A 23303-nucleotide genomic window follows, 5' to 3' on the forward strand; every position below is an offset into this window, starting at 1 on the left:
CTGAGCCAGGATCAAACTCTCCGTAAAAAAGAAATGCATACCCCCACCGGGAAAACAGTGAAAGCAGCGAGTTTGAAACTGACCAAAGAGATGACATCATTGCTGACTTCATCCGAATGCCAACCCCAAAAAGGAGCTGGTCTTTGATCCAAAGGAATTCTCACTCCCGCCAAAACGGGAACGAGGATAATTTGGCATTTGACAAGTGCACGCTGTTGAGTTCTCAAGGATCGGACGCACCCACGACCCAGCCATCACAACCAGGCCCGCAGGGCAACTTCTCAATCTTACCCACCTGATCTCGCCTGTCAAACCGACGAGCCGTGAGGCTCGAGGATCCGCAGCGCGGCCGATCGGCCGCCGAAGAGGTGGGATCTCCCATCCTAGACGCAAGCGCCTGAACTCTCAAGAGAGCGGATCGGGAGTGGTTCTCCGCTTGAGGGGGGTGAAGCGCTGGGCTCCTCCGCTTCCCTGTGGGGCGAACAAGTAATAAGTTACGTGGATTCGGGCATCCTGGCAAATCGGGCCGGCACCCCCGGGCGTGTCGTTTGCGCCCGGTCGGCGGTTTCAGCCGGGTCAGGGTCGGTTTCGGTCGGGCGGCCGCTGCGGCGTAGCATCGCAGCATGTCTTTCGACATGTTCGATGGCGACCCCGTGGCGGGCGGCGGACTACGCCTGCTGGCACGTGCCTGGCACGATCTGGGGGCTGATCCGCGACGGCTCGAGCGGGTTCGGGCACCGCGCGTCTCCGTCCCCCTCCCGTCGAGGCTCGCGGTCGGAGACCTCGCCTGGGGCAGCGTCGCGGCCGCCGCTCTCGCGTCGGGGCGCGCACCCGCCGATCTCGACGATCTCGATCCCTCGCGCATCGCCCTGGCCTTTCGGAGCGACCGAGTTCTGCGCCTCGATGGCCAGGCCCCCTCGGTGTGGTCGCCGTACTCCGCGTTCTGGCAGTGCGGGAACGGCTGGATCCGCACGCACGGCAACTACCCGCATCACGCGGCGGCTCTCGGCGCAGCCCTCGACCTCGGCGGATCCCCCACGGCCGACGGTGTATCCGCTGCCCTCGCCGCTCTGGAGCCGGACGAAGCCGTTCGGCTCATCACCGGCGCAGGAGGCCTCGCCGTGGTCGTCGGGTCCGAGCGCGGCGCTCTCGATGAACGGCTTCGCGCGACCCCGCTCGTCGACGTTCGTCGCGCGAACGATTATGCGGGCAGCCGGGAACGCACCTCCGGCACGGGCAGATCGCTGGCCGGCATCCGAGTCCTCGATCTCACGCGGGTCATCGCCGGCCCGGTCGCGACGCGCACGCTCGCGTTGCTGGGCGCCGACGTCCTGAGAATCGATCCGCCGAACCTGCCTGAGCCCGATTGGCAGCACTACGACACCGGGCACGGCAAGCGCTCCGCGCTGCTGGACGCCGGATCCGGCACGATGCGCGACCTGGTGTCGATGGCAGACGTGGTCGTGCTCGGGTACCGGCCGGCAGGCCTCAGCCGCCTCGGACTCGATCCGGAAGAGTTGACCGCACGTCACCCCGGGCTCATCGTGCTGCAGTTGAGCGCGTGGGGCGCGGAGCATCCGGACCGGCGGGGTTTCGACAGCCTCGTCCAGGCCGAATCCGGCATCGCGATGATCGAGTCGGCTGACGGCATCCGCCCCGGAGCGCTTCCGGCGCAGGCGCTCGACCACAGTGCGGGTTACCTGCTCGCGGCCACCGCCATGATCCTGCTCGATCGGCGGGAACGTGAAGGCGGAAGCTGGGTGGCGCGCACGTCGCTTCGTCGCATCGCCGCCGAGCTTCTCGGGATGCCACGGACCGCACGGCCGGCGCCGGCGGCGGAGATCGACGTCACGCCGCACACCGCGACATTCCGGGTCGGCGGCCGAACCGTCGACACGGTGCGCCCGGCCTTTCCCTGGTACGAGTTCGATGCCCCGCGCGCGTTCGGAGAAGATCAGCCGCGCTGGTGAGAGCTCCGCATGAGCGGCAACGCTGCAGCGAGGAGCAACGTCAGCGCGCCCCAGATCGCGCACGCCGGCGGCAGCATGCGATAGGCGAGATGCTGCACGGTGAACTCGGCGTCGACAGGCCCGTGGAGGGCGAGTCCCAGCACGAGCGCTCCGACGAGCACGACGGGAAGTGACGCCCACCACGCGATCCGTGCCCACGACGGGAGAGTTCTCGTCAGAGGCTCTCCGGCGGCGCGCCCGCCCAGCCACGCCCATGCCCACACCGCGATGATCGCGAGTCCCACCACGCTCGAGCCGTGCTGCAGCCACTTGTAGCCGGGAAGCGGGCCCCACATCGCCTCGAGCGCGGGGATGAGCTGGACTCCCCCGCGCCCCTCGTGCGTGAACATGTCCCACCCGATGTGCGAGAGCACTCCGAGCATCAGGGAGGCGGCGAGCAGGGCGAGGAACCACCGCTGCTCCCCCACGCCGACCGCGCGGCGCAGGGCGGTCGTCCGCGCATCAGACCAGTCACGAGGGAGCTTCCGCGCCAGCGTCGCCGGCAGCAACTCGGGAACCGCCGGACGCAGCACCGCACGCCACAGCAGGAACAGTGCGAAGGCCACGAGGGTCGTCCAGACGACGTTGCCGACGGTGTGCGTGAACGCGTAGCCGATGCCGATGCCGCGCAGGAACAGCGGAAGGTCCGGCGTCATCGCGCCGATGGCGATCGCCGCCGGCACGAGGGGCGTGCGGATGAAGGGCAACGCGATGACGGCGTGGCTCGGCGTGAACGGCATGCCTCTCCTGATCCGATCGGCGGGTCGGTCTCAGCCGACGAACAGGCCGGCGAGCGTCTTCTTGCCGCGGCGGAGCACCGAGACCCCGCCCGGGAGGCTCCCGGTCACGGTCGCCGACTCGTCGGCCACTCGCTCGCCGTCGATCGAGACCCCGCCCTGCGCGATCGCCCGGCGCGCCTCGGAGAGGCTCGACACGAGCCCCGTTTCGACCAGGGCGTCGATCACGGGTGTGCCGGTCGGCACGGTCGCGTGCGGGAGTTCCTCGAGTGCCGTCCGCAGCGTCGCCGCGTCCAGCACCGTGAGATCTCCTTGCCCGAAGAGGGCCTCGGATGCCGCGATCACTGCCGCGGTGGCGTCGATCCCGTGCACCGTGGCGCACACTTCGAGGGCGAGACGCTTCTGCGCTGCCCGGCGGAACGGCTCGGTCTCCACGAGCCGCTCGTATGCCTCGATCTCGGCGCGGCTCAGGAACGTGAACACCTTCAGCCGATCGATGACATCGCTGTCGGCCGTGCCCAACCAGAACTGGTACATGCGGTAGGGGCTGCACATCTCGGCATCCAGCCAGATCGCGTTGCCCTCGCTCTTGCCGAACTTCGTCCCGTCGCTGTTGGTGATCAGGGGCGTGCCGATCGCATGTGCCGAGAACCCCTCGGCACGGCGGATGAGGTCGGTGCCGCTGGTGAGGTTTCCCCACTGATCCGAACCACCCGTCTGCAGCACGCAGTCGTACTGGCGGTACAGCTCCAGGTAGTCCATCCCCTGCAGGATCTGGTAGCTGAACTCGGTGTAGCTGATGCCCTCATCGGAATTCAGCCGTGCCGCGACCGCATCCTTCTTCAGCATCGTGCCGACCCGGTAGTGCTTGCCGATCTCGCGCAGGAAGTCGATCGCCGACATCGGCGCCGTCCAGTCGAGGTTGTTGACGATGCGTGCGGCGTTGTCGCCCTCGAAGCTCAGGTATCGCTCGACCTGCCCGCGCAGCCGATCGACCCATTCCGCGACGGTCTCGCGCGTGTTGAGGGTGCGTTCGGCCGTCGGGCGCGGGTCTCCGATGAGCCCGGTGGAGCCGCCGACCAGACCGAGTGGCTTATGACCGGCGAGCTGGATGCGACGCAGCGTCAGCAGCTGCACGAGGTTTCCCAGGTGCAGGCTCGGAGCCGTCGGATCGAAGCCGCAGTAATACGTGATCGGGTCTCCCGCGAGCAGGGCGCGAAGCGCCTCCTGGTCGGTGGACACGTGAACGAGGCCCCGCCACACGAGTTCGTCCCACACGTTCTCGAACGTGGGGTCGATCGCGGGCTCGGCGGTCGTCAGAGCGGGAGTTGACACGCGCTCCAGGCTATCAGCGCCCGAAACGCCGCCCGCGCCTGGCCGTGCGTGGTCCGCGCGTCGCCGGGCGTCGTCCGCCGAGCCCGCGGAGGTCACGCCGGTTTGTCGAGACGCGCGAGCTCTTCCGCCGTCAACTCGATCGAGGCGGCATCCAGCGCCGCGTCGAGCTGATGGAGCTTGCTGCCGCCGAGGATGGGGCGGATGCCGTGGGCGAGCTGCCACGCCAGGACGATCTGTCCGCGTCCGACTCCGTGCTGCGTCGCCGTCTCTGAGAGGATCTGCAGACGGCGGGCGTTGCCGGGATGGTCGTAGACCTCCGGGATGGGTTTGGCCTCATTGTCGTAGGCGCCCGAGAGCAGCGGCGTGTACGCCCAGGTCTCGATGCCGTTCTCGGCGGCGAAGTCCCGCTGCTCGTCGCTGAGCACACCGAACGGGTGGATGACACCCGGGGGCAGAGTGCCCGGCCGCACGCGCAGGTAAGTGCTGTTGAGCTGGAATGCGTCAATCGGCACGCTGCCGATCGCACGCGCATGTGCGCGCGCCCTCTCGATGCGCCAGGCAGGGTGGTTCGACGCTCCGACTCGGCGCACCGTTCCTTCGCGCGTGAGTTCCGCGAGCCCGTCGACGGTCTCCTCGATCGGGACCGCCCGATCCTCCTGGTGCAACCACAGCAGATCGACGGTGTCGACGCCGAGCCGGTCGAGGCTTCCGGACAGCGCCTCGCGGATCGCTCGCGGCGAGAGACCGGCCCGGTGTTGCGGCCACGATCCCGGCCAGAGCGGCTCGGCGCCGACCTTGGTCGCGATGCGCACCCGGTCGCGCACTCCCGGCCGGGCGGCGAGCCAGCGACCGAGAACCTGCTCGGATGCCCCGCCGTGGCCGGTTTCGCTCGCCCAGAAGCTGTAGCAGTCGGCGGTGTCGATCCAGATACCGCCCCGCTCCACGAAGCGGTCGAGCAAGGCGAACGACGTGTCCTCGTCGACGACCGTGCCGAATGACATCGCCCCGAGGACGATGGGGGATCTCTTGATGTGTTCGTGAGTCATGAGCCCACTGTGCAACCTGGAGCGCGCTCCAGGTCAAGGCCTATGCTCGGTCGCATGACGACATACACCCCGGCGGAGACGGCAGCGCGCACCGGCTTCTCCATCGACACGCTCCGCTACTACGAGCGCGAAGGGATCCTGCCCGCGGTTCCCCGCACGGCCGGCGGTCATCGCGCCTACACGGATGCCGAACTCGGCCTGCTCGAGTTCCTCAAGTGCCTGCGTGAGACCGGCATGCCGGTCGAACGCCTCCGCCGCTACGGACAGCTGTGTCGCAGCGATGACACGATCCCCGAGCGCATCGCGCTGCTGGAGGAGCACGCCGAGACCGTCGAGCAGCAGCTCGCCGAGGTGCTGGCACAGCAGCGGCGGCTGCAGGAGAAGCTGGACTGGTATCGCGGTCAGCTCGCTGACTGACGCCGGCTTAGCTGTGCGCCGACCACCAGACGAGGAAAGCCGCGCCCAGGGCGATCACCCAGCTGACGAGGCTGCCGACGAGGAAGTACTCCGCCCGCGCGCCTGTCTCGCCGTCGCGTGAGATCTCGGGAAAGCGGACGATCCCCTTCGCCGCGAGCATCGCCGCGAGCACCGGGTAGGCACCGGCGAGCGTCAGCAGGAAGACGATGACCCGTTCCAGCGGTCCGATCAGGCGACCTCCCTTGAATCCGCCGCGCGGATCGGGGGTCGTCGCGGATGCGGGCGCGACGGCGGGTATCGCGACGGCGGGTGTCGTGCCGGCTGCAGGCGCGACGGCGGGTTCAGGCACAGCCGTGCCGGACGCTGGATCGACGGGCCGCCAGGTGTGCTCGCCATCGAGAGCCGCTCGCACGACGAGATTCGCCGATTCGAGGAGGAAGACTCCCGTGCCCATCACCAGCACCGCCAGGTCGAACGAGATGGGTCCGAACGGGGACCGCAGCATCCACACCTCGCCGATCAGTCCGGCATCGGTCCGCTCACCGAACCAGATGACGCCGCCGATGCCGATCACCCCGAGCAGCACCGCAGGCCAGAATCCCGCCGGTGCCGGACGGTCGTCCGGCATGCACCAGAGCCAGAGCGCTCCGGCGGCGAGGGCGGCGAGCATCGGCAGCAGCGCGTCGCTGACGCTGCCCAGAAGCAGCAGGATCACCACGGCTGTGAGATAGCCGATCCAGCGGCGCGGCGCGAACTGGCGGACGAGGTCGGCGGCGCCGACGGCCAGCAGGATGAACCCCGTGATGATCACGAGGTCACTCCGCGGACGGCGTTTGCGCCCTCGATGAGGGCGGCCGCTCCGGCGCTGCGCAGGGACTTCGAGACGCTCGGCTGCGAGATGCCCTCCCGCGCGGCGAGGTCCTGCTGGGATGCGCCCATCAGGCGCCCGTAGGTGAGGCGGCGTTCGCGTTCGCTCATCGCGCCGACGAGTTCATCGCGCGCGAGCAGGTATGCATTGGATGCTGCGATCGTGCTCTCCATGACTTCATCCTGCCCGGGGGCACCGACGATCCAGCTGCGCGCCCTCGGCACGGCGCGCTGCTCACGGGCGTGCACGGTCTCGATCGCGGCGCGCGCCGCGTACCAGCCGGGTCCGTCGGAAAGTTCACCGTGCACCGATGCGACCGAGCGGATCTCGCCCACGCCGATGCCGAAGCGGAACGCGATGCCGTCGGGCAGGGCGAGCTGGATCATGAGCAGCGACGTCAGGGCGTCCCCGAGTGTCCGATAGACGCCCTGTTGCTCGTCCCCTACTGTGGGCGTCAGTCGTTGCAGCGCGAGGGGCATGTCGGCGTCGGCGCGCGCGATCGTCTCGTCGAGCACCCGTTGCGCATCCGTCCGATCGCGAAGTGCGCGGGAGCCGACGATGTCGGCGAGAACAGCGATGACCACGACATAACCATAACACGAATAACTCAGGAATATGCGCACTACAGTTATAACGAGAAGAAATGCCTGAATCGGGCATCCGCTGGAACGATGGCTCCTGGACGAACCCTCCCCACTCGGTCGTCGCAGCCGAGCACCTGACCGTCACCGCGGTGGAGGGAAGCGATGCGTGGCTTCGCACCGCCTACGGCTTCGTGCACGACACCGAGCATGCTCTGCTCGCTTCTCTTCCCGTCGGCGAGGCCATGGAGGTGACGTTCCGGGCGCCGTGGACCGGCGAGTTCGATCAGGCCGGACTCTTCGTGCGCATCGACGCCGAGCGATGGATGAAGGCGGGGATCGAGTTCGCCGACGGTCACCTCGGGCTCGGTGCGGTCGTCACCGACGGACGCTCGGACTGGTCGGTGGGCTATGTCGACGAGTGGATGGCGTCCGAGATCACCGTTCGGGTCAGTCGCTGGGCGGATGCACTCATCGTGCGAGCCCGTGCCGACGACGGCGAATGGCGACTCGTACGCGTCGCCCCGTTCGACGCGGAAGCCGCGGCATCCGCCGGCCCGTACCTCGCAGCCCCCACCCGCTCAGGGTTCACCGTGGACTTCACCCGCTGGACGCGCTCGGCAGCCGACACCGCGCTGCACTGAGCGCTTCCGGCGGCGGCCCGGACTGATGCCGCCTCCGCCGCGGACGATTCGAGGTACGGACGACGATTCGAGGTGGAATCTGCGGCATACCCACCGCGGATCGTCGCCACCACCTCGAATCGTCGCCGGGCACTGCTCCTGCACGAAATCCGAATCGGGCGAGACGGTCCCCAAAGGGGCACCCCCGTCCCCGAGCCGTCGCATCGTCCGGCACCGTGGAGCGCATGCTCTCCGCGAAGGACACCATCATGCAGCTCGGCGGTATCGCGCGCGGAACCCGGCTGCGCGCACTCGGCTTCACACGCCAGTCGCTCGCGGCGCAGGTCGACCGCGGCTCCATCGAGCGCATCCGCCACGGCGTGTTCGCAGCGGGGACGATCCAGCTCGCAGTGAGGGCTGCCGTCGCACACGGTGGTGCCCTCACCTGCGTCAGTCTGCTGAGATCGCGAGGAGTCTGGGTCCTCGCGCCGGGCACCGATGCGCCGCACGTCTGGCTCGGCCAGAAACAGCACCGGCTGTAGCATCCGGCATGCGTGTGCGTGTCCCACTACTACGGCGGGCGACCGCCGCTGGGCTCAGCCACCGTCGAGACCGCCCTGCTGCACCTGAGGCGTTGCGGCGGAGACGAGGCAGTCTTCGCCGCCTATGAATCGGCGTGGCTGTTGGGGCTGCTCTCCCGCGATGCGCGGACGAGAATCAGGGCCGCGCTGCCCCGGACCGCGCAGTGGTTGGTCGACCTCGCACGGAAGGATGCCGACAGCGGCCTCGAGTCGATACTCCGGCTGCGCCTGCACCTGCTCGGAATCCGACTGGACTGCCAGGTGCTCATCGCCGAGGTGGGGAGGGTCGACTTCGTGATCGCCGGACGACTCATCCTCGAGGCGGACGGCGATGAGCACCACGGTTCGTCCGCCACGCGTCACCGCGACAGGGTGAGGGATGCCGCGGCATCCCGCCTCGGTTACGAAACGCTCCGCTTCGACTACGCCCAGATCGTCCACGATTGGCCGCACGTACAGGCGGCGGTCATCGGTGCTCTTCATCGCCTGCGCGCGCAGGGCTGACGATCCGAGGTGGAAGTGACGATTCGCCGTGAAATCTGCGGCATACCCACCGCGAATCGTCGCCTTCACCTCGAAATCGTCACCGGCAGCGACCCGACGGCCGGTTCCGCAGCCGCAGCCGCAGCTACAGCCCGAGAGCGTGCGCGGCCGCCTGGGCCCGTGCGACGAGTTCGGCGCGCTGTTCGGCGACGCGCACCGGGGCCGTCCCGCCCACGCCGGTTCGGGACGACACCGAACCTTCGATCGTCAGCACGTCGCGCACCTCCGGCACGAGATGCGGCGATACCGACAGCAGCAGTTCGTCCGAGGCATCCTCGAGGCCGATCCCCTGCTCCTCGCAGGCACGCACGAGAGCGCCCGAGATCTCGTGGGCGTCGCGGAACGGCACCCGGCGCTTGACCAGCCACTCCGCGACATCGGTCGCCAGCGAGAAGCCCTGAGGGGCGAGCTGGGCCATCCGTTGCGTGTCGAAGCGCAGCGTCGCGATCATCCCGGCGAACGCGGGAAGAACGACCTCGAGCGTCTGCACCGAATCGAAGACCGGCTCCTTGTCCTCCTGCAGATCGCGGTTGTACGCCAGCGGGAGCCCCTTGAGCGTCGCCAGGAGCCCGGAGAGGTTGCCGATGAGGCGCCCTGACTTGCCGCGCGCGAGTTCGGCGATGTCGGGGTTCTTCTTCTGCGGCATGATGCTCGAACCGGTCGAGTATCCGTCGTCGAGAGTGACGAAACCGAATTCCCGCGTGTTCCAGAGGATGATCTCCTCGGACAGCCGAGAAAGATCCACACCCGTCATCGCCGCGATGAAAGCGAACTCCGCCACCACATCACGCGCCGCCGTGCCATCGAGCGAGTTCTCGGCAGGACGGTCGAGCCCGAGTTCCGAGGCGACCAACGTGGGGTCGAGCCCGAGGGTCGACCCGGCGAGCGCTCCCCCGCCGTACGGCGAGGCGCCGGCGCGACGGCGCCAGTCGACGATCCGCTCCAATTCGCGCACCAACGGCCAGCCATGCGCGAGCAGATGGTGGGCGAGCAGTACGGGCTGCGCGTGCTGCAGATGCGTGCGTCCCGGGAGGATGGCGTCGGGATGCGCTTCGGCCTGCGCGACGAGCGCATCGATGACCCGCAGCAGGTCGCGCGCGATGACGCGCGCATGATCGATGAGGTACATCCGCACCAGCGTGGCGATCTGGTCGTTGCGGCTGCGACCGGCGCGAAGACGGCCCCCGAGCTCAGGGCCGAGCTCTGCGATCAGAGCCTGCTCCAGCGCCCCGTGCACATCCTCATCGGTCGGTGCGGGGACAAGCGTGCCGTCCGCCACACGGCGGGCGACGGCATCCAGCCCCTCATGCATGCGCTGCTCCTCGGACTTCTCGAGGTAGCCGGCGGCCGCGAGCGCCTTCGCGTGCGCGTGCGAGCCTGCGATGTCATAGGGCGCGAGCACCCAGTCGAAGTGGGTCGAGCGGCTGAGCTCCACCAGTTCCGGTGAGGGTCCTGACGCGAACCGCGCACCCCAGAGTGCCCCCTGGTTGGTTCCCCCGTGCTTCTCGTCGCTCATCATGCGTCCTTCTTGCCGAGCAGCCACACCAGCAGCGCCTTCTGCGCGTGCAGCCGGTTCTCGGCCTCGTCCCAGACCACGCTCTGCGGCCCGTCGATGACCTCCGGGTCGACTTCGTAGCCGCGGTCGGCGGGAAGGCAGTGGATGAAGATCGCCTCGGGATCGGCGAGCGCCATCGTCTCGGCCGTGACCTTGTAAGCACCGAGATCGCGGATGCGCGCGAGCTTCTCCTCTTCCTTGCCCATCGACACCCAAGTGTCGGTGACGACGACGTCGGCGCCGGCCGCGGCCGCGGCGGGGTCGGTGAGCAGGGTGATGGATCCGCCCGACTCGGCGGCTCGCCGCTCGGCCGCGGCCACGACGTCCTCCCGCGGCGCGTAGCCCGTCGGAGCGACGACGCGGACGTGCATGCCCGCGGTGACCCCGGCGAGGATGTAGGAGTGCGACATGTTGCTCTGACCGTCGCCGAAGAAGCTCAGCGTGAGGCCTTTGAGCTCGCCTTTGTGCTCGCGGATCGTGAGGAGGTCGGCGAGCAGCTGGCAGGGATGGAAGTCGTCGGAGAGCGCGTTGATGACGGGCACCCGGGTGCCCCTGGCCATCTCCTCGAGTCCGGCCTGCGCGTACGTGCGCCAGACGATGGCGGCCACCTGACGCTCCAGTACGCGTGCGGTGTCCGACGGCGTCTCCTTGCCGCCGAGTTGACTGTTCGCCGTGGAGATGATCAGAGGCGACCCGCCGAGGTCGGCGATGCCGACGGCGAACGAGACGCGAGTGCGCGTCGAGGACTTGTCGAAGATCACCGCGACCGTCTGCGGGCCGGCGAGGCTCTTGTCGGCCCAGCGGTCCTTCTTCAGCTCGAGGGCGAGGTCGAGGATCTCGGCCTGCTCAGCGGGCGTCAGGTCGTCGTCGCGCAGCAGGTGGCGGGTCATACGGATACCTTTCCGGATTCGGGGGCTGCCACGAGGGATGCCTCGACGTCGGCGAGCACGGCGGTGAACAGTTCGCGGAACTCCGCGATCTCGGCGTCGCCGATGTTCAGAGCCGGCGCTATCCGCACGGTGTCGGGGTTGGCCGCGTTGACGATGAGACCGCGCTGCTGGGCAGCAGCGACGACGGCACCGGCGACGGGGCTGGTGAGGGCGACGCCGATGAGCAGTCCGCGACCGCGCACACCCTCGATCAGCGGCGAGTCGAGCCCGGTGATGAGCTCGCGGAGTTCCTCACCGCGACGTGCGGCGTTGTCCACGAGGCCGCCGTGCTCGATCTCGGCCAGCACGGCGTCGGCGACCGCGGTCGCCAGCGGATTGCCGCCGAAGGTGGAGCCGTGAGAGCCCGGGGTGAACAGCGCACTCGCCGAGCCGTAGGTGACCAGAGCCCCGATCGGGAAGCCTCCGCCGATGCCCTTGGCGAGGGTGATGGCGTCGGGCGTGATCCCCTCGTGGCTGAAGCCGAACCACGCGCCGGTGCGTCCGGCGCCGGTCTGGATCTCGTCGACGATGAGCAGCGCGCCGTGCTTGAGGGTGAGGGATCGCGCGGCAGCGAGGTATCCCTCCGGAAGCTCGACGACGCCCGCCTCGCCCTGGATCGGCTCGACGATGACCGCTGCGACGCGGTCGTCGATGGCCGCTTCCAGCGCCTCGACGGTCGCCTCGATGTGCTCGACGCCCCCCGGCATCGGCTGGAACGGAGCGCGCATCGACGCCTTCGCCGTCAACGCCAGCGATCCCATCGTGCGACCGTGGAAGCCGTTCTCGAGCGCGATGATGCGCGGCCGCTCGGGGCCGCCATGCAGGCGGGCGAGCTTGAATGCGGCCTCGTTCGCTTCGGCCCCCGAGTTCGAGAAGAACACCCGTCCGTCGATACCGGCGCCCGCCAGCCGCTTCAGGCGCGCGGCCAGGGCAAGCTGTGGCGGAGTGGCGAAGTAGTTCGAGACGTGCGCGAGGGTGGCGGCCTGCTTCGAGATCGCCGCGACGAAAGCCGGGTGGGAGTGTCCGAGCGAGGTCACGGCGATCCCCGCGAGGAAGTCGAGGTGGCGTCGGCCCTCAGAGTCCCACAGGTAGGAACCCTCGCCGCGGGTGAGCAGCGCCAGCCTGTCCCCCGCGTTGTTGACCAGATCGCGTGCCACGTCGTCCTGCCAGACGGTCATGCCGTCACCTCCGTTTTCGCTGCCACCACTTCGGTGCCGATTCCCTCGCTCGTGAACAACTCGACGAGCACGGAGTGAGGCACGCGTCCGTCGATGATGGCGGCGGCATCCACTCCGCCCTGCACGGCCTCCAAGCACGCTTGCATCTTCGGGATCATCCCCGACTCCAGCGACGGCAGCATCTCGACGAGTTCTGTCGAGGTGAGGTGCGAGACGAGCGAGTCCCGATCGGGCCAGTCGGCGTAGAGGCCGGGTACGTCGGTGAGGATGACGAGCTTGCGGGCGCCGAGCGCGACAGCCAGGGCGGATGCCGCGGCATCCGCGTTCACGTTGAGGGAGTGCCCAGGGTGGTCCAGGTCTGGGGCGATGCTGGACACCACCGGGACCCGCCCGGCAGCCAGGTGATCGAGCACCGGCGTCGGGTCGACCTCGACGACGTCGCCGACGCGTCCCAGATCGATCTCTTCGCCGTCGACGACGGCGCCACGACGGCGCCCGCCGAAGAGTCCCGCATCCTCACCGCTGAGGCCGGCGGCGATGGGTCCGTGCGAGTTGATCCGTGCGACCAGCTGCGGGTTGACCTGCCCGGTGAGCACCATGCGCACCACGCTGATCGCCTCGGTGCTCGTGACGCGATACCCGCCCTTGAACTCGCTGGGGATGTCCAGTCGCTGCAGCATGTCGGAGATCTGCGGCCCGCCGCCGTGGACGACGACCGGTTGCACCCCCACATAGCGCAGGTAGGCGATGTCCTGCGCGAAAGCCTCCTGCAGCTCATCCGAGACCATGGCGTTGCCGCCGTACTTGATGACGACGATCTGGTCGCGGAACGTCTTCAGCCACGGCAGCGAATCGATGAGGGTCGTCGCCTTGACGGCGGCGACATCGGGCGGGGTGTCCTGGATGTCCGTCATGAGGCGTACGCGCTGTTCTCGTGGACGTAGTCGTGCGTCAGGTCGTTGGTGAGGATCGTGGCCGTGGCCTCGCCCACCTTGAGGTCGATCACGACGTGCGTCGCACGCGGGGTGAGGTCGACCTCCTCGCGGGGACGGTCGGGGGCGCCGCCCGAGCACACACGGACCCCGTTCATCCAGACGTCGACGTCGTAGGGATCGAACTGGGCGGTCGTCGTGCCGATCGCGGCGAGCACCCGCCCCCAGTTCGGGTCGTTGCCGAAGACGGCGGCCTTGAAGAGGTTGTTCCGCGCGACGGAGCGTCCGACCTCGACCGCCTCGGATTCGGATGCCGCCGACCGCACCTCGATGGTGATGTCATGGCTCGCGCCCTCGGCATCGCCCTGCAGCTTGACCGAGAGATCCTGACACAGCTCGGTCAGCGCTGCGGCGAAATCCTGGATGTCGGGCACGACGTCGCTCGCGCCGTTGGCGAGCAGAGTCACCTGGTCGTTGGTGGACATGCAGCCGTCGGAGTCGAGTCGATCGAACGTCTGCCCGGTGGCCTGACGGAGCGCCGCATCGGCCTCGAGCGGTTCGAGCACGGCATCGGTGGTGATGACGACGAGCATCGTCGCGAGTCCCGGTGCCAGCATCCCGGCGCCCTTCGCCATGCCGCCGATCGTCCAGCCGTCCCGGCTCACCACTGCCGTCTTGGCCACGGTGTCGGTGGTCATGATCGCCTGAGCCGCCGCCTCGCCGCCGTCGGCGGAGAGCTCAGCGATCGCCTGCGTGGTGCCGGCGAGCACCCGCTCGCGGAACACCTCGTCGCCGGTGCCGATGAGTCCGGTGGAGCACACGAGCACGTCGCCGGCGCTGATGTCGAGCAGCTCTGCTGCCCGCTCGGCGGTCTGATGCGTGGTCTGGAAGCCGAAGGTGCCCGTGAAGCAGTTGGCGCCGCCGGAGTTGAGCACCACGGCCTCGACGACCCGGTCGGCGACCGCCTGCTGCGACCAGATGATCGGATTGGCCTTCGCGCGGTTGCTGGTGAACACGGCGGCACCGACCTTGCGCGGCCCGCGGTTGACGACGACCGCGACGTCGGGCTTGCCGGTGGACTTGAGTCCGGCGGCGACGCCGGCCGCCTCGAATCCTGCGGGGGCGGTGACGCTCACAGCGCTGCCTCGACGATCATGGTGCGACTCCGTTGACTGAGAGGGCGCGGTCCTCGGAGAGACCGAGCGCGATGTTCATGGATTGGATGGCGGCGCCCGCGGTGCCCTTGACGAGGTTGTCGACGGCGGTGACGACCGTCACGCGGTTCGCGGCCCGGTCGATGGCGAGGCCGATGAGGGCGGTGTTCGCGCCCAGCACGTCGGCGGTGCGCGGGAAGTGACCTGCGGGAAGGAGCTGCACGAAGGTCTCGTCGCCGTACGCGCGCTCCCAGGCCCCGCGGATGTCGGCGTCGGAGACCCCGGGCGCGATCCGTGCGCTCGATGTGGCGAGGATGCCGCGCGACATCGGCACGATCACCGGTGTGAAGGACACGCGGATGCTGTCGGCATCCCCGCCACCGGCGGCGGCGAGCGCCTGACGAATCTCGGGGATGTGCCGATGCGAGCCGCCGACGGCGTAAGGGTTGGCGGAACCGAGGATCTCGCTCGCCAGCAGATTGGTCTTCAGGCTCTTGCCCGCGCCGGACGGGCCGACGGCGAGCACCGAGACGATGTCGCCCGGGTCGATGACACCGGCGGCGACGCCCGGAGCAAGACTGAGACTGACGGTCGACGCGTTGCAGCCCGGGGCCGCGATGCGCGTCGCACCGCGGAGGTTCTCGCGCTGCTTGCCGACGCCGACCGGAAGCTCTGGCACGCCGTACGCCCATGGCTCGTGGAAGTCGCCGCCGTAGAAGGAGTCCCATTCGACGGCGGATGTCAGGCGATGGTCGGCGCCCGCGTCGATGACGAGAGGGGTGTCGCCGAGGGCGTCGGTGTACTGACCGGACTGCCCGTGCGGCAGCGCGAGGAACACGATGTCGTGGCCCGACAGAATCTCGGGGGTGGTGTCCTGCAGGGTGAGATGGGCGAGCGAGCGCAGGTGCGGTTGGTGCTCTGACAGCGGCTGGCCGGCGTTGGAGTGCGCGGTGACGGTGCGGATCTCGACGTCGGGGTGGCCGGCGAGGAGCCGCAGGATCTCGCCGCCCGCGTAGCCGGAAGCGCCGGAGACGGCGACGGAATACGTCATGGTTCTACCTTAACGGTCGGGGTCGGATGAGCCGGGGCGGCGACACCGGCACTCGACCGCCCAAGGAGGCAGGAGCGCGGGGTCGCCTAGAGTCGGCGGTCCGTGCCGCGTCGGCGCGCCGGCATGACGCTCGGAACGAGCGTCAGAGAGGCGGATGCAGCCGAAGGCATGCCGCGACCCTAGCGCGCTCTCGACGACATCCGCAAATCACGCCCTACACAGTCTCTCCCTCACCGCATCGGGGCGGCGAAAAACTCCCGCTCGTGCTGTGACGACGCGCGGAACGCCTGGAACATCCGCGAGCGCAGACCGGGGGCTGCCGCCGCCGCCCATTCCGAGACGAATCCGATGGCGCGCCGCGTTGCCTCCTCGAACGAGGGATCGGCATAGGTGGTGAGCCAGGAAGCGTATGGATGACCGGCGTCGCGGGCGGCGTCGCCGAACGCACCGGCATTCAGACGCTCCCCGAGATCGGTGTACAGCCAGAAACAGGGCAGGACCGCGGCGATGAGTTCGGCGTAGTCGCCGCCGAACGCGACGGATCGCAGGTGATCGAGATAGGCGGTCGTCGCAGGTGCCGTGTCCGCGGCGAACGTCGATGCGCCCACTCCCTCGCCCGGCGAGAGCCACGAGGCGTGCAGTTCCAGCTCGCCCACCATCGAGCCGTAGGCCGACTGCGCCCAGAAGGCTTGCTCTTCCGATGTCGGTGCGAGGCGTGCGGCCTCGGCGAGCACTCGAGCGTAGTCGCGTAGGTACAGCGCGTCCTGCGCGAGATAGAACAGGAACCGTTCGCGGGGCAGCGTGCCGTCGGCGAGAGCGCGGATGAACGGCAGCGCATCGATGTCGGCTCTGGTTCCTGCGATGCGCTGCCACCAGTCGGCGGCGATATCGCCCGGCGCCGGGCTCGTCTCGATTCCGCCGCGGCGCCAGAGACCGGCGAAGTGGCTGACCGGGCCGTGACCGCTTCCCACCGCGAGTGTCGCGCCTTCGCGCAGCGACTCGCGAAGCCACGCACGGGACGCGACGATGGCTTCCGTCCAGGTGTCACCGTGCGCCCGCCGCGTTGCCAGCGCCGAGGAGAGCGAGCACCCCGTACCGTGCGTGTTCGAGGTCGCGATGCGAGCCCCGGGAAACTCGGTCACCGTCCCGTCCACCTCGACGAGGGCGTCGGGCGTCTCGTCGCCTTCGAGATGACCTCCCTTCACCAGGACAGCGGCGCCGGTCTCGACAGCGAGAGCCTCCGCTGCGGCAAGCGCCTCACTCCACGTATGGATCCTGCGCTCGGTGAGAACGCCGAGCTCGACCATGTTCGGTGTGACCAGGTGAGCGCTGCGCAGCAGCGTTCGCAGCGCCGCTTCCGCTTCAGCGTCGAGGAGGCGGTCGCCGCTGGTGGCGACCATCACGGGATCCACGACCACGACCGGAGGACGCACTGCTGCGAGCCACTCCAGCCCGGCGCGGATGACGTCGGCGTTCGCCAGCATCCCGATCTTCACAGCGTCGATCTCGACGTCATCCGAGATGGCGTCGAGTTGTTCGCGCAGGAACGCTGCCGGCGGCACGTGCACAGCCCGCACCCCTCGGGTGTTCTGCGCGGTGAGGGCGGTGAGAGCGGCCATTCCGTATCCGCCGTTCGCTGCGATCGACTTCAGATCGGCCTGGATGCCCGCACCGCCGGAAGGGTCGCTGCCCGCGATGCTGAGCACCCGAGGCGCAGCCGCACCACTCCAGCGCCTGCGCAGATCCCGGGCCGTCGCTCTGGGATCGTCCGCAGCGCAGAGCGCCGAGACGACCGCGATGCCTGCGGCTCCGGCGTCGCGCAGGGCAGCGACGTCGTCGATGCTCACTCCCCCGATCGCGACGCACGGCAGCGGGCTCGCCGCGGCGAAGGCGCGGAAGCCGTCGATTCCGAGCGCCGGCGGGTGATCGGGCTTGGTGTCGGTCGGGCGGATGACGCCCACCCCGAGGTAGTCGACGGTGCCCGGGGGCAGGGAGCGCACCGCATCGAGATGGGCAGGCGTGTTCGCCGTGAGCCCGATGAGGGCGTCCGCCCCCAGGAGTTCACGCGCCCGCAGCACAGAGCCATCGTCTTGGCCGAGATGCACCCCGTCGACGCGTGCGCCGCGTCTGCGAGCCTCGAACGCGGCATCCAGTCTGTCGTTCACGACAAGCTGCGCTCGGCCGTCGATGACGCGCGACAACTCGATGAGCTGCGCCACGGTCTCGGCATCCGTGGCGGTCTTGTCTCGGAGCTGCACGACCCGCACGCCGCCCTCAACGGCCTGGCGGACGGTTTCCGTGACTCCCCTCGCGCCGCACTGCGAGCGGTCGGTGACGAGGTAGAGCGAGAGATCGATGCTCACAGCGCACCGTCCTCGATGCGCGCGGCGCGAGCGATGCCCGGCGCGTCGACGGCTGCAAGTGCGTCGAGCAGCGCTACCGCGAAACTGCCGGGTCCGGACGCGCGGGAGGCAGCCCGCTCTGCGGCGATCGTGTAGACGAGGGTGGCCGCCGCGACGGCAGTCAGCGGTGCGACGCCGGTCACCCGCGCGGTTCCGAGGAAGGCCGCCATCACGGCTCCCAGCGCACAGCCACCCCCGGTCACTCTGGTCAGCTGCACATCTCCGTTGGCGATGCGGATGCAGCGCGTGCCATCGGTGATCAGATCGGCCGGACCCGAGACGGCGACGACGCTGCCATATTCGCGGGCGAGTGCGCGAGCCGCATCCGTGGCGGCATCCGTGGTATCGGTCGCGTCCACGCCCCTGCCTCCCCCGCTCAGACCGGCGAGCGCGAGAATTTCCGAGGCGTTGCCGCGGATCGCGGTCGGCCGCAGAGCGACCAGCTCATGCGCGAGAGCGGTGCGCACCGGAAGCACGCCGATGGCGACCGGGTCGAGCACCCACGGGGTCCCCGCATCGGTCGCACCCGCGACGGCCTCGCGGGTGGCCTCACGCTGCTCCGGCGTCGGAGTCCCGAGGTTCGCGAGAAGGCCAGACGCGACTCCGGCGAACATCCCCGATTCGCCGACGATGTCGACCATCGCGGGTGCCGCGCCGATCGCGAGCAGCACATTGGCGGTGAAGCCGGTGACGACGGCGTTGGTGATGCACTGCGTCAGCGGAGGTGCATCGCGCAGTGCATGCAGCAATGCGGCAGTATTCTCCGGCAGCGCGGAATCGGACGACGGACGCAGACGATCGCTCATTGCGACATCCCTTCGCTAGTACGAACTAGATCAGGTTCGACGGGTCTGTTCTCAGCCGCGGATGCGGCACCCCGTGTCACTGATCGCAGTCTAGCGACCGGTGAGTCGACTCATCCCAATGCGGCCAGCAAGGCGAGTTCGTCGTCGCGCGTCAGCCCGGCGCGCCGCTCGCGATCGACTCCCCGCATCCGCTCGTCCTCGACCACGCGGCGGATCGTCTCGTCGAGAGCAGACAGCGCGCCACCGCGGGAGGTGAACGCCGAATTGTCGCGCGTCATGAACCCCGGCATGTCGGCGGGCAGCCACAGCGGCAGCGATCGCTCGCCCGCCCAGTGGGCGACATCGTTCGCCATGAGCCAGTCCTCGGAGGCTTCGATGAGCTCGCCGGTGTGCGCTGTCGCTGAGCGGATGCGCTGCAGCATCTCTCCCAACGGCATGGTGTCGCCGATGGCATTCACCTCGCCGCTGCCGGTGCCGCCGACGACGAAGGCCGCGAGATCGTCGACGTCGATCACCTGCGCGGACCGCTGGGACAGCGGCGGCGACAGCACGGCGCCTTCTGCTGCTCGATCGAAAGCAGCGGCCCAGTACCCGAACCGATCGCTGGGATCGCCGGGTCCGACGATCAGCCCGGGGCGGACGATGAGCGCGCGCGCCTGAAGCGTCCGCACCGCGTCCTCCGCGGCCACCTTCTCGCGTCCGTAGTCCGCCTCTTCGCCCTCCTCCGACGGCGCAAGCAATGCCGCACGTTCGTCGGCGCCGATCGTCGTGTCGTCGGCATACACCGACATCGATGAGACGTAGGTCCAGTGGTCGGCATCCGCCCCCACGGCCTCCACTGCCCGCCGTACATGCCGGGACTGCGAGGAGACGTCGACCACCTCGTCCCAGTGCCTGCCCGCCAGCTGGTCGTACGCCCGCGGGTCGTCACGGTCCGCCCGGACGAGCGTCGCACCTTCGGGCACGGGCCTCGCTCCCCGCGCGAGACACGTCACCGCCGCCCCACGGTTCAGCCATTCCCGCGCGATGCGCCCGGACAGCCAGCCCGTGCCGCCGAGGATGAGTACCTGCGTCGTCATAGGGCCATGACACCAGACACGTACGCGCAGGGGAAGGATCTCCGCTCAGAGCGGTCGCTCCCTCCCCCGCACGTCCAGGTCGGCCGCTACTTCTTCTTGCCGGTGAGTTCGAAGGTGAGCGTGGCGACGTTGCCCGCGGCGTCGTACACCTTCAGTTCGTTGGCGCCGACGACGGCCCCGTACTTGCCGGGTTTCACGGCGTTCAGGAACGCGCGTGGTCCGTCGTTCTTGTCCTTCTCGACTCCGTTCACGGTCACCCTGTCGATACCGCTGGCATCGCGGAACTCGAAGAAGGCTGTGCTGTAGATGCCGTCGTCACCCTTGGACTGCGGGCGGATGCTGATCGTCGGCGCGGTCCGGTCCGGGATGACCGGAACGGCGATGTCGGTGCGCATCGATGGCAGTTCCGCCTCGTCGCCCAGATAGAAACTCGCGAAGCCCACCTGGTCGTAGCCGTTGTTCTTGTTGGCGACTCCGTTACGGTACATGGGGTCGTGCATGAGCGTGCGGATGCCGTACGCCGTCGGCGCCAGCGTCGACACGATCGCCAGGCGGTTCTCACTCGCCCGCAGGACCAGTTCCTCCCGCCAGTCACCCAGGAGGTCTCCCTTGAGCGTCGGCGTGCTCTTGTTGCCCGTAGAGGTCAGGCCGGTCGCGAGGTACGGCGCGGTCGCGAAGGTCAGGTCGTCGATGCTGTTTATCGTCGCGCCGTTGACGGTCATGTGCGTGAGTCCCGCGCCGAACCAGATGGCGTTCTGGCCCTGAGCGATGCCACGGGAAATGGAGTTCGTCGTCAGCACTTCGCCGGTGACCATGCTCCTGACCTCGGTCGTCGCGCCTGCCGAGCCCGCCTGCGCCCCCGGCCACCGGTTCGAGAAGTTCCCGGCGACGCTCCCTTCGTCGTCGCTGCCCGCGTAGACGCCGTAGAGGAGGGAGTTCTCGTAGACGATCTCGCCGTCAGCGCTCAGCCGCTTCCCCTTCATTGGGTCGTATCCGGCAGGCCCCGGGATCCAGCCGAGGTGATGACCGGTGCGCATGTCGTCGAGAAGATGCTCCTCCATGCCGGACCACTCCCGGATGTTGTCGTCCTTGTCGACCGGCAGCAGCGCGCCGCGGTCTCCGTGGCGCAGCGGTGCCCAGACGTTCTGCGAATTGCTGCGCACCTCGTCCGTGGCGAACTGGAACTGCCCCGCCACCGGCGGCACGCCGTCCAGCCCCTCGATCGTCGGCATGATGTCACCGTTGAGCACCTTCGGGAGGATCTTGGTCTTGTCGGCACTGAGTCCGAGGACCATCGCTTTCAGCACCACCTCGTCCCACCCGTCACCGTCGAGATCGGCGGATTTCGTGTCGTGGTTTCCTCGGTTCTGGTAGTCGTACGCGTCACCGCCCAGCGACCAGTACTGCGGGTCGGCCGAATCGAAGCTCGCCTGAAGTCTGACCTCGCCGTGCACCATCGTGAATGCGGCGAGCGTCGTGCGGTGATAGTAGCCGCGCTGCGAGACCGCGTACTTGTTCACTCCGTCCAGCGCCGCGACCACTCCGACGTAGCGGTTCGCGCGGTTGCCCTGCGCATCGCCGAACGACGCCGCCTTCCAGGGGTTCTCCAGCCAGTAGGCCTCCTTCTCGGCCATGATCTGTGCTTTGTAGTCGCTCGCCGAACTCCCCGCTCCCGGTCCGGGGAACGCGAGGTAGGAGTAATTGCCGCGCTGGGTGGCAGGCGTCATCGCCCAGTTCTCACCGTCCACGCTCGCCTCATAGGTGTGGGGGTACAGCTCGCTGTCGACCAGCGTGCCCTGGCCCTTCTCGGCGTCCCACTCGAACGCCGAGAAGAACTCCTGGTCGTCCTTCGCGGGCCCGATCGGACCGACGTGATACGTCTTGATCCACCGCTTCAGCGCGGGGTCGTTCGGCCCATCGTTGCCACCGCCGACCGTCGGGCTGCGGTACGAGATGGTGAAGCTGTTCAGCAGCGACCAATAGGTGTCGAGCGACTCCTCGTCTCCCGTGGCGAAGTACTCCTTGAACCTGTCGGTCGTGGCTCGCAGGCCGTCCTCGCCGCCGACGACGCCGGAATCGGGATACACGACCGACCCCGATGCCTCATCCCAGTTCCCGATGCGGGTGCCGAGAGCGGTCTTGAGCATCAGTTCGGACTTGCCGTCGCCGTCGAAGTCCTCGGCGAACAGCGTCGTCTCATGGTCGTTGGCCGCGCGCACGTTGTAGCCCATGTCGACGCGGAACAGCAGGGTGCCGTCAAGCTTGTACACGTCGACGTACTCAGGGGCGGTCGTGGTGTTCCCGCCGCCGAAGATCGGTTCCGAGTACATCGGGTCCTGCTGGGTGCTGCGCCACTTCACGACGATCTCGTACTCGCCGTCGCCATCGAAGTCACCGACCGTCATGTCGTGGGTGGAGTACGGGGCGCTCTGCGACGTGTGGATCGCACCACCGGCGGTCTTCGCGTACGGCAGCGACGTGCCGCTGTCGAGTTGTTCGACGTAGCGGATGAACTTCGCCTCGAGCTCCGCGTACAGAGCGTCTCCGATGACACCATCCGCGCCGAGCTCGGCAGTGGGCTGCCAGGTCTCCTGGTTGTACGCGTTGAGCGTGCCGATCCATGCGTCCAGGTCCGCCGCGCTGACCGGCGTCTTGCTGCTGTGCGGCTCACGGAACGCCCGCAGCAGATCCATGTCGACGACATGCCAGTGCTGACCGCCGGTCTCGGGGATGACCATGGTCGCCGGGTTGATGTTGGTCCCCGGCCCGAAGCGTTGTCCGCGATACGTGAAATGGGCGAGGGGAACCGGCGCCGGCGCCGGCTTCAGCGGGATGTAGTGCGCCGCACCGCGGCCCTCCTGCCCCGGCTGACCGGCGAGAGCGGAGAGCATCGGAACGCTCATCCCCTGCCGTGTTCCCTCCACTCCGTCGATGACCGGCGCGATCTCGTACACCGATGTCACCGAGCCGTCGGGGTCGGTGAAGTTCGACGGGGTGACGTTCTCCTTCACGATCCCGGGATTCGAGGCGTAGTCGCTCTCGGGCTGCACGTCCGCCGGGGCGACGGTGGCGATCTTGACGAATTCGCCGCCGCCGTCCTGCCGGTAGACGTTCCAGGAGATGCCGTCCGGTTCGTCACCGAGGAAGCGCCAGCTCAGGAACACGCCACCCGGGACCTCTGCGGCGACGAGACCGCGGGTGAGCTGCTCGACCGGGCGCGGAGCGCGTTCGGGAACCGCGCCCGCCGCCGGGGCGCTGAAGGTGAGGAGCGACGCTCCCACCACGATCGCGAGAGGTATCGGGACCAGCCTGCGCAGTGAAAGTCGCACTGAGATTCTCCTCGATGAGCGCGGCAGCCCTCCGTTGGGCAACCGCTTTCCCGCTATCCTCCGCCCACCGATCGGACGAGCGCAACCCCCAATTTTATCGTTTCACTTCCAGATCGCCGAATGAAGGCTCCATCTCGGGAGGGCGTCA

20 protein-coding genes and 1 riboswitch are annotated in these 23303 nt (G+C 68.7%); of the genes, 5 read left to right on the forward strand and 15 right to left on the reverse strand.

Features of this window, described 5'->3' with window-relative positions; translation table 11 throughout:
• The first annotated feature begins 623 nt into the window (after positions 1-623).
• Positions 624-1970 carry a CoA transferase gene (locus RIN18_RS15215; protein WP_309104834.1) on the forward strand — a complete coding sequence of 449 codons (1347 nt, stop codon included), beginning with the start codon at positions 624-626 and terminating at the stop codon, positions 1968-1970.
• Here RIN18_RS15215 and RIN18_RS15220 read toward each other — a convergent pair.
• The 3 genes from RIN18_RS15220 to RIN18_RS15230 form a co-directional block, all read right to left on the reverse strand.
• Complete coding sequence (locus RIN18_RS15220; RefSeq protein WP_309104835.1) at positions 1955-2749, reverse strand: DUF4184 family protein; 795 nt, start codon at positions 2747-2749, stop codon at positions 1955-1957. The two genes, RIN18_RS15215 and RIN18_RS15220, sit on opposite strands and share 16 nt — an antisense overlap.
• 30 nt (positions 2750-2779) lie before the next feature.
• Complete coding sequence (gene tyrS, locus RIN18_RS15225; protein ID WP_309104836.1) at positions 2780-4081, reverse strand: tyrosine--tRNA ligase; 1302 nt, start codon at positions 4079-4081, stop codon at positions 2780-2782.
• 92 nt (positions 4082-4173) lie between these two features.
• Positions 4174-5127: an aldo/keto reductase gene (locus RIN18_RS15230; protein WP_309104837.1), complete on the reverse strand. Its 954-nt coding sequence runs from the start codon at positions 5125-5127 to the stop codon at positions 4174-4176.
• Between the two features lie 54 nt (positions 5128-5181).
• Between RIN18_RS15230 and RIN18_RS15235 the strand changes: the two genes are divergently transcribed.
• A complete protein-coding gene (locus RIN18_RS15235; RefSeq protein WP_309104838.1) occupies positions 5182-5544 on the forward strand; it encodes a MerR family transcriptional regulator in 363 nt (120 codons plus the stop codon).
• Between the two features lie 7 nt (positions 5545-5551).
• On the opposite strand, the gene RIN18_RS15240 is transcribed toward RIN18_RS15235, so the two are convergent.
• Together RIN18_RS15240 and RIN18_RS15245 are read right to left on the reverse strand one after the other, a co-directional pair.
• Positions 5552-6355: a hypothetical protein gene (locus RIN18_RS15240; RefSeq protein WP_309104839.1), complete on the reverse strand. Its 804-nt coding sequence runs from the start codon at positions 6353-6355 to the stop codon at positions 5552-5554.
• Positions 6352-6996 carry a SatD family protein gene (locus RIN18_RS15245; RefSeq protein ID WP_309104840.1) on the reverse strand — a complete coding sequence of 215 codons (645 nt, stop codon included), beginning with the start codon at positions 6994-6996 and terminating at the stop codon, positions 6352-6354. The genes RIN18_RS15240 and RIN18_RS15245 overlap by 4 nt, the downstream gene beginning before the upstream one ends.
• Positions 6997-7055: 59 nt before the next feature.
• Between RIN18_RS15245 and RIN18_RS15250 the strand changes: the two genes are divergently transcribed.
• The 3 genes from RIN18_RS15250 to RIN18_RS15260 all read left to right on the forward strand — a co-directional run bounded on the left by RIN18_RS15250 (position 7056) and on the right by RIN18_RS15260 (position 8701).
• A complete protein-coding gene (locus tag RIN18_RS15250; RefSeq protein WP_309104841.1) occupies positions 7056-7637 on the forward strand; it encodes a DUF1349 domain-containing protein in 582 nt (193 codons plus the stop codon).
• A gap of 224 nt (positions 7638-7861) precedes the next feature.
• A complete protein-coding gene (locus tag RIN18_RS15255; RefSeq protein ID WP_309104842.1) occupies positions 7862-8158 on the forward strand; it encodes a type IV toxin-antitoxin system AbiEi family antitoxin domain-containing protein in 297 nt (98 codons plus the stop codon).
• Between the two features lie 12 nt (positions 8159-8170).
• The gene (locus tag RIN18_RS15260) at positions 8171-8701 is read left to right on the forward strand and encodes a DUF559 domain-containing protein (protein ID WP_309104843.1); all 531 of its coding nucleotides are present in this window, start codon (positions 8171-8173) and stop codon (positions 8699-8701) included.
• A gap of 124 nt (positions 8702-8825) precedes the next feature.
• Here the strand turns inward: RIN18_RS15260 and argH are convergent, their stop codons facing one another.
• The 10 genes from argH to RIN18_RS15310 all read right to left on the reverse strand — a co-directional run bounded on the left by argH (position 8826) and on the right by RIN18_RS15310 (position 23155).
• Positions 8826-10256 (reverse strand): argininosuccinate lyase, encoded by a 1431-nt coding sequence (gene argH / locus RIN18_RS15265; protein WP_309104844.1) that lies wholly within the window; start codon positions 10254-10256, stop codon positions 8826-8828.
• Complete coding sequence (gene argF / locus RIN18_RS15270) at positions 10256-11185, reverse strand: ornithine carbamoyltransferase (RefSeq protein WP_309104845.1); 930 nt, start codon at positions 11183-11185, stop codon at positions 10256-10258. The genes argH and argF overlap by 1 nt, the downstream gene beginning before the upstream one ends.
• Entirely contained in the window at positions 11182-12402 is a 1221-nt protein-coding gene (locus tag RIN18_RS15275) for an acetylornithine transaminase (RefSeq protein ID WP_309104846.1), read from the reverse strand. The genes argF and RIN18_RS15275 overlap by 4 nt, the downstream gene beginning before the upstream one ends.
• A complete protein-coding gene (gene argB / locus RIN18_RS15280) occupies positions 12399-13316 on the reverse strand; it encodes an acetylglutamate kinase (protein ID WP_309104847.1) in 918 nt (305 codons plus the stop codon). Before argB ends, RIN18_RS15275 begins: the two co-directional genes overlap by 4 nt.
• Positions 13313-14470, reverse strand: coding sequence for a bifunctional glutamate N-acetyltransferase/amino-acid acetyltransferase ArgJ (gene argJ, locus RIN18_RS15285; RefSeq protein ID WP_309104848.1), 1158 nt, complete (start codon positions 14468-14470; stop codon positions 13313-13315). The genes argB and argJ overlap by 4 nt, the downstream gene beginning before the upstream one ends.
• 16 nt (positions 14471-14486) lie before the next feature.
• On the reverse strand, positions 14487-15539 hold the full coding sequence (argC, locus tag RIN18_RS15290; protein ID WP_309104849.1) for an N-acetyl-gamma-glutamyl-phosphate reductase: 1053 nt from the start codon (positions 15537-15539) through the stop codon (positions 14487-14489).
• A gap of 230 nt (positions 15540-15769) precedes the next feature.
• Entirely contained in the window at positions 15770-17902 is a 2133-nt protein-coding gene (locus RIN18_RS15295) for a bifunctional hydroxymethylpyrimidine kinase/phosphomethylpyrimidine kinase (RefSeq protein WP_309104850.1), read from the reverse strand.
• Positions 17899-18747: a hydroxyethylthiazole kinase gene (thiM, locus tag RIN18_RS15300; protein ID WP_309104851.1), complete on the reverse strand. Its 849-nt coding sequence runs from the start codon at positions 18745-18747 to the stop codon at positions 17899-17901. Before thiM ends, RIN18_RS15295 begins: the two co-directional genes overlap by 4 nt.
• Positions 18738-18831: riboswitch (TPP riboswitch) on the reverse strand. (Overlaps the previous gene by 10 nt.)
• 26 nt (positions 18832-18857) lie before the next feature.
• Positions 18858-19826 carry an NAD-dependent epimerase/dehydratase family protein gene (locus tag RIN18_RS15305; protein ID WP_309104852.1) on the reverse strand — a complete coding sequence of 323 codons (969 nt, stop codon included), beginning with the start codon at positions 19824-19826 and terminating at the stop codon, positions 18858-18860.
• 86 nt (positions 19827-19912) lie between these two features.
• Positions 19913-23155, reverse strand: coding sequence for a hypothetical protein (locus RIN18_RS15310; RefSeq protein WP_309104853.1), 3243 nt, complete (start codon positions 23153-23155; stop codon positions 19913-19915).
• Positions 23156-23303 lie beyond the last annotated feature (148 nt).

The sequence above is a fragment of the Microbacterium sp. genome, assembly GCF_031179285.1.
Classification (GTDB): Bacteria; Actinomycetota; Actinomycetes; order Actinomycetales; family Microbacteriaceae; genus Microbacterium.